Source organism: Candidatus Cloacimonadota bacterium, assembly GCA_020532355.1.
In the GTDB taxonomy this organism is placed as follows: domain Bacteria; phylum Cloacimonadota; class Cloacimonadia; order Cloacimonadales; family Cloacimonadaceae; genus UBA5456.
The window spans coordinates 1-5,596 of record JAJBBD010000293.1; the positions used below are offsets into that span (position 1 = coordinate 1).

Genomic DNA, 5,596 nt, shown 5'->3' on the forward strand with positions numbered 1-5,596 from the left:
CCATTATCGTTTGCCACCGCAACATCGCGATACATACTGTCACCCAAAGCAGTGGTGAAAGCAATTTCTCCGGCAAGCGGATTCCCATCTTCGTCGCTAAGCCGGCCATATACCCGTACAAAACGAGGTTTTTCTTCTTCCGTTTCGGCAATAGTGCTTTCATCTATTTCATCTTCCGGAATATCTCCTGTAGGAGTTATTACCACCACTTCTTCTTCCCCAGTATCTTCATTCACTACCACGTAAGATGGCGGCGAAGTATAGATAATGCTAAGATTCTTGATTTTCTCGAAGCCGTCGGCAGCCCTGTCGGAGCTGATCATAGCCTCATTGGATGCCGGTATGTGGAAGAAAGCACGATCGTTACGAATAGAATTTATTGGAAGCCCTAAGTTTTCTGGAATTGACCATTCCTGCCAACTCTCACCAATTCTTACGGATTTGAATATATCGTATCCTCCGAAGCCAGGGTGATGATCGGAAGCAAAGAACAGAGTTCTGCCATCGTAGGTAAGAAATGGGGTTTGTTCGTTTCCGGAAGAATTAATTACCGGACCCAGATTGATGGGGTCAGACCAGGCATCTCCGGCAAATTCGCTCATCCAGATATCGAAGCCACCATATCCACCATCTCGAGACGAAGTAAAAAACAAAAGCTCATCGTTGAATACATAGGGATGTGCTTCCACATAAGGTGAATTTACAAGATCCAATGGTTGTGGATTTCCCCATTGGGATCCATCCCATACAGAAGTAAATATATCACCATCGAGTTGTCCACGTTTGTAATTCCCAAACAGGTAGGCAGTGTTTCCATCTAGCGAAAAAGAACCTATGGCTTCATTCTTGTCGGTATTGAGTTCTTCCACCTCGTAGGGACGCCCCCATCCAGTGGCAAGCCGCTCGCTGCGCCAGATATTTTCTTTTTCGTTTCTTGCAGGGCTAAGAGACGTGTAATAGAGATACTTACCATCTGGACTAACGACGGTACCGTAGTCAGAATTTCTGCTTTGTAAGTATTTTGGAATGTCTCTTAACGAGATTTTTTCGAATATCCGGTGTTGACGATTAAGGATTTTTAAGTAATCCTCTGTTTCAGTGCGAAACTCATTGTCGCTGCTTTGCAGGTATTTATTTAACCAAATCCGGGCATTTAAGGTATCGCTTTGGGCTATGTATAGACGCCCCAGCCAGAAATGATACTTGGGCACACTGGAATTTGCCGCTTTATCTGCCGCCAGGAATTCTCTTGCTGCACTTTGATAATCACCACGGTGATAGTATTCAATTCCGCTGATGGCATAACGCTCTCCCTGCAAGCCAATGGCTGCCAGCAGACCGATTCCGGCAATAAAAGCTACCAGAATAAGCAGTTTTCTTACATTGTTTGGATACATCATCTTCACCTCCTCAGAATCTGAGGATCAGGCCAAGCAGATGATCGTCGCCAAAGATGTCATGATTACCAATGCGATATGCATAATCGATCTGGAAATTGCGGAAACGAATTCCAGCGCCTGCACTGAAGCGGTTATCGTTGAAACCAACTCTTAACCCGGTTTGGAAATGACTGAAGAGATCTGCCCAGGCATTGCGTTCCTGCACATTTAATACAGAAAGTTTGGAATCTGCTTCAGTATCTCTGCCAATGGATGTCCAGTATTCGGCACCGAATATGAAATATGGATCTTCTTCTTTCTCGTAGTGCATATCGGCAGCTAAGGTTACGCCCAAGAAAGGATAGGCGGTAACTCCGGCTTGAATTTGATAAGGAATAGCATCATCAGCCAAAGTTCCATAAATATCCCTAAGCATGATTCCCGCTTCGAGATATTGGTTGATATCGTATTTTGCGCCTAAGTCTAAGCCAAAACCCATTTCTGTATCGCCATCGATAGACGATGTATAAAGCTTGGGACTAATGCCGTAACTCAGTTTCTTGTAGCGATGGGCATAACTTAGCGCAATATTGTTTTCAGAATTGCTAAAAACGCCAGTATCGTTGTTACTTGCATCTGTGCCAATGATATCCGATACTCCAGCATTAATCCAATTAAGAGCAAGTACGCCAAAACCAAAACGTTTGGCTACCGCAGCATGTTGATGGGTACGGTCGTAACCCATATTAAGAGCATAAGTTGTAGTAAACTCAATATCCTTGAGATAACTGAGACCCGCAGGATTCCAATAAGCCGCAGTAACATCCTTTGCTGTGGCAGTACCTGCTTCACCCATGGCAATAATACGCGCGCCTATACCCATACGGATATAGGCGGCGGCTGAATTATTTACATCCCCGGCAAAAATTGGGAGTGCCAGGATCATGAGGCAACTGAGTGTCACAAGCTTCTTTATCATGTTTGTTTTCATGGTTTTCATCTTAGCCTCCTTATTTTACCGAGATTTTGATGACTTTTTCGGTTCGTTTAGCACTATCGCTGGCTTGAATGCGGGCAAAGTAAGTTCCCCTGCCAACCTTTAGACCGCTATCGTTTTTAAGATTCCAAGTAATCTCAACGAGATTGGTGTTTAGATTGCTTCCTGTAAGAGTGCGTATCTTTTTGCCGGCGAAATCGAAAATGCTGATTGTTATCTGTACATTATCGTTGCGAGAGAGCTTCACTTGGAAGGTTGTGCTGTTTTCCGCAGGATTGGGATATACTCTCGAGCTTTCCGTAATCTCCAAATCTGAGCTTTGATATTCAGCACTGGTAACTCCACTCTGTTCACTTTCCATACCGTCATAAACGGCAGTAACATAATATTGATAACTCATATTGTTGCTTATTGCGTAATCATCATAGTAATGATCACTTCCTATGGTTTGGCTAACTGGAACAATCTCGCTATTCAATTGGCTAAATGAACTTTCGTTTGTAGCTTTTCGATACACATTAAATCCATCTAAACCACGCACATTGGGATTATCCCACAATACCCTAACGTATCCTTCATAAGTAACAGTCCGTACATTCATCGGCAGTAAGAGGAAAGAGTATACTCTTTCGCTGATACCGCTGGCAATCCAATCCTGTTTGAAAGCTTTGGCACGGATTGTGAAGCCTTGCGCCAATTCGGGAACTGTAATTGCTTCGGTGTAGAGCGTCGATGCCTCAGTAGGATCGGTGCCATCTGTGCTATAGTAGATTTTCACATCTCCGATGTCAGGATCTGTGCTCAAAGTAACCTGCAGACCATTTGCGGTATCCCCACTATTGCCATATAAACCCGAAGGATAATTGAATTCTGGTTCTGGAAGGGTTCCGGTAACTTTGTAAGTTGCCGTTAATACCGATGAGGGAATCCAGCCTTCACTAAAACCGCTTACCTTCAAAACAAAGTTCTCGGAATTTGTTGGAACGGTTATCGGAGTAGTGTACGCTACAGACTGTTCAGTAGGATCGCTACCATCTATGGTATAACGAAGTAGAGCATTGTTCGGGATAGCCGGTGCCAACAAGGAAATCTGCTGAGCGGTTGTGTATGTATTCGGTGCGGGACTAAACATATCGTCCGCAAGCACTACCGTGCCGGTCATATTGTACACGGCTGTATAAACCGGACTACTTATCCAGTTTTCTTTATGTGCGCTAACTTTAATTGTGCGCTCGGCATTAAGTTCCAGAGTTATGGGATTATCTGGATTGTATATGGCATACTCACTGGTAGGCAATGAAGGATCGCTGCCATCGGTAGTATAGCGAATCTCGGCATCGGCTGGGTTAGAAAATCCCAAGCTTAGATTCTGCACGGTGGCATAAGTACCGGGATCTATACTGAATACAGGATCTTCAATTACAACCTGACCAGTAATGGTATATGTGGCATCAAAAACCGCACTGGGAATCCAGTTTTCTGCCCAAGCTTTTACCTTAATTGTAGTTTGACTATTTAAGGGCAAAGGAATTCCACTCATGTAGGGCGGAGATTCTTCAGTAGGCTCGCTGCCATCGGTAGTATAGCGCAATACTGCGCCTGAGGGAGTAGTATTTGTGGATATCGTTACTACTTGAGCGCCGGTGTAGGTACCAGATTCGGGCGTGAATAACTGAACATCATTGAAAGTAACCTGTCCCGTTACTTTATAGTTGCCCACATACACTTCGCTTGCTATCCAATCTTGTGCAAAAGCACGAGCACGAATGGTAACTTCACTATTCAAGCCGATCTGAATGGGCTCGGTGTAAATCGTGGAATTAGCGGTGGGATTTGTGCCATCTGTAGTGTAGCGGATGGTAGCTCCGGATGGAGTTACCATATTGTTGATGCTCACCGTCTGGGCTTCAGTGTACAATCCAGGAGCAGGTGAAAAGACCGGATCAGCAATAGCCGCATGACCTGTAAGCACATATACCGCAGTGTGAGTCACACTTGGGATCCAATCTGTCTTGAATGCTTTTATCTTGAGAGTATAAGTTGTATTTAAGTCTTCCAGCAATAGGTTACTTATAATTGGAGAATCTTCGGTTGGCTCGGTACCATCAAGAGTATAATGAATCACAGCATCCGCAGGATTGGTATCGTTCACCTGTATTTGCTGAGCTTGACTATAAGTGCCTGGAGCAGGCGAGAATACTGGTGCATCAATTGATACTTGACCTGTGATGTTGTATTCTGCACTCATTATTTCACTGGGCATCCATCCATCCAAGAATCCCCGTACCCGAACCTCGGTATAACCAGTGTGTAGGGGAAATCCCCAACTTGGTGTAACTTCGAATGAGTATTCGTTTGGATCAGATCCATCAAAAGTAACCCTTAGTGTTGCTTCAGAGGGTTCTAGGTCCGTATTTAGAGAAAGCCATTGAGTATCTGTATATGTCCCCGCCGGAAGTGTGAACATATCTGTGGGAAGGGTAACCTGACCAGTGAAGTTGTAGTATCCAGATATCACTGTGCTGGGTAGCCATCCGTCCTTGAAAGCTCTCAATTTGATGTTCAAAGTACTGTTTAAGGGTGGAGTAAGATTTGCGGCGAAAATGGGATCACTTTCACTTGGATCATCTCCGTTGGTGGTGTATCGAATTGTTGCATCGTTGGGTTCCGGAACCCCGCTATAGAATACGTTTTGAGCGGTAGCATAAGTTCCGGGTGTGGGCGTAAGATTCACTGCGCTAATGCTCACCTGACCCGTGATGTGATAAATAGCGTTGTAGGTAGGACTGTTGATCCATCCCGGTGCGAAGACTTTAGCTTTGATAACCGTAACGGAATCCAAACCAAGCTCTATCGGTGTGTTGGGAGCGTAAATCGGTGAACTCTCACCTGGCTCAGTTCCATCAACGGTATAACGAACAACCGCACCTAAAGGGTAGGTGTTTGTGGAGATAATCACCGTTTGTGCTGTAGTATATATTCCCGGTTCTGGTGTGAATACAGTGCCAACTATTCCGGCTTCTCCGGTTACAACATAGTTCCCAGTATGTACCACACTCGGTATCCAATCCTGATAATATGCGCGAGCACGAATGGTCATCGCTGCGTTGGCTTCAATCTGGATTGGGGTTCCATCATATACTAAGGAACCTTCATTGGGCTCGCTGCCATCCGTAGTGTAATAGATCTGCGCACCGGCAGGTACGGTTACATCGTTCAG

General features: G+C 44.8%; 3 protein-coding genes. All 3 read right to left on the reverse strand.

What is annotated here, in order from left to right; all coding sequences use genetic code 11:
• A partial coding sequence (locus LHW48_10135) for a hypothetical protein (protein ID MCB5260807.1) occupies window positions 1-1,400 on the reverse strand: 1,400 nt, incomplete at its 3' end.
• A gap of 10 nt (window positions 1,401-1,410) precedes the next feature.
• Window positions 1,411-2,379, reverse strand: coding sequence for a hypothetical protein (locus tag LHW48_10140; protein MCB5260808.1), 969 nt, complete (start codon window positions 2,377-2,379; stop codon window positions 1,411-1,413).
• Between the two features lie 10 nt (window positions 2,380-2,389).
• The coding region (locus LHW48_10145; GenBank protein MCB5260809.1) for a chitobiase/beta-hexosaminidase C-terminal domain-containing protein at window positions 2,390-5,596 on the reverse strand (3,207 nt) is incomplete at its 5' end.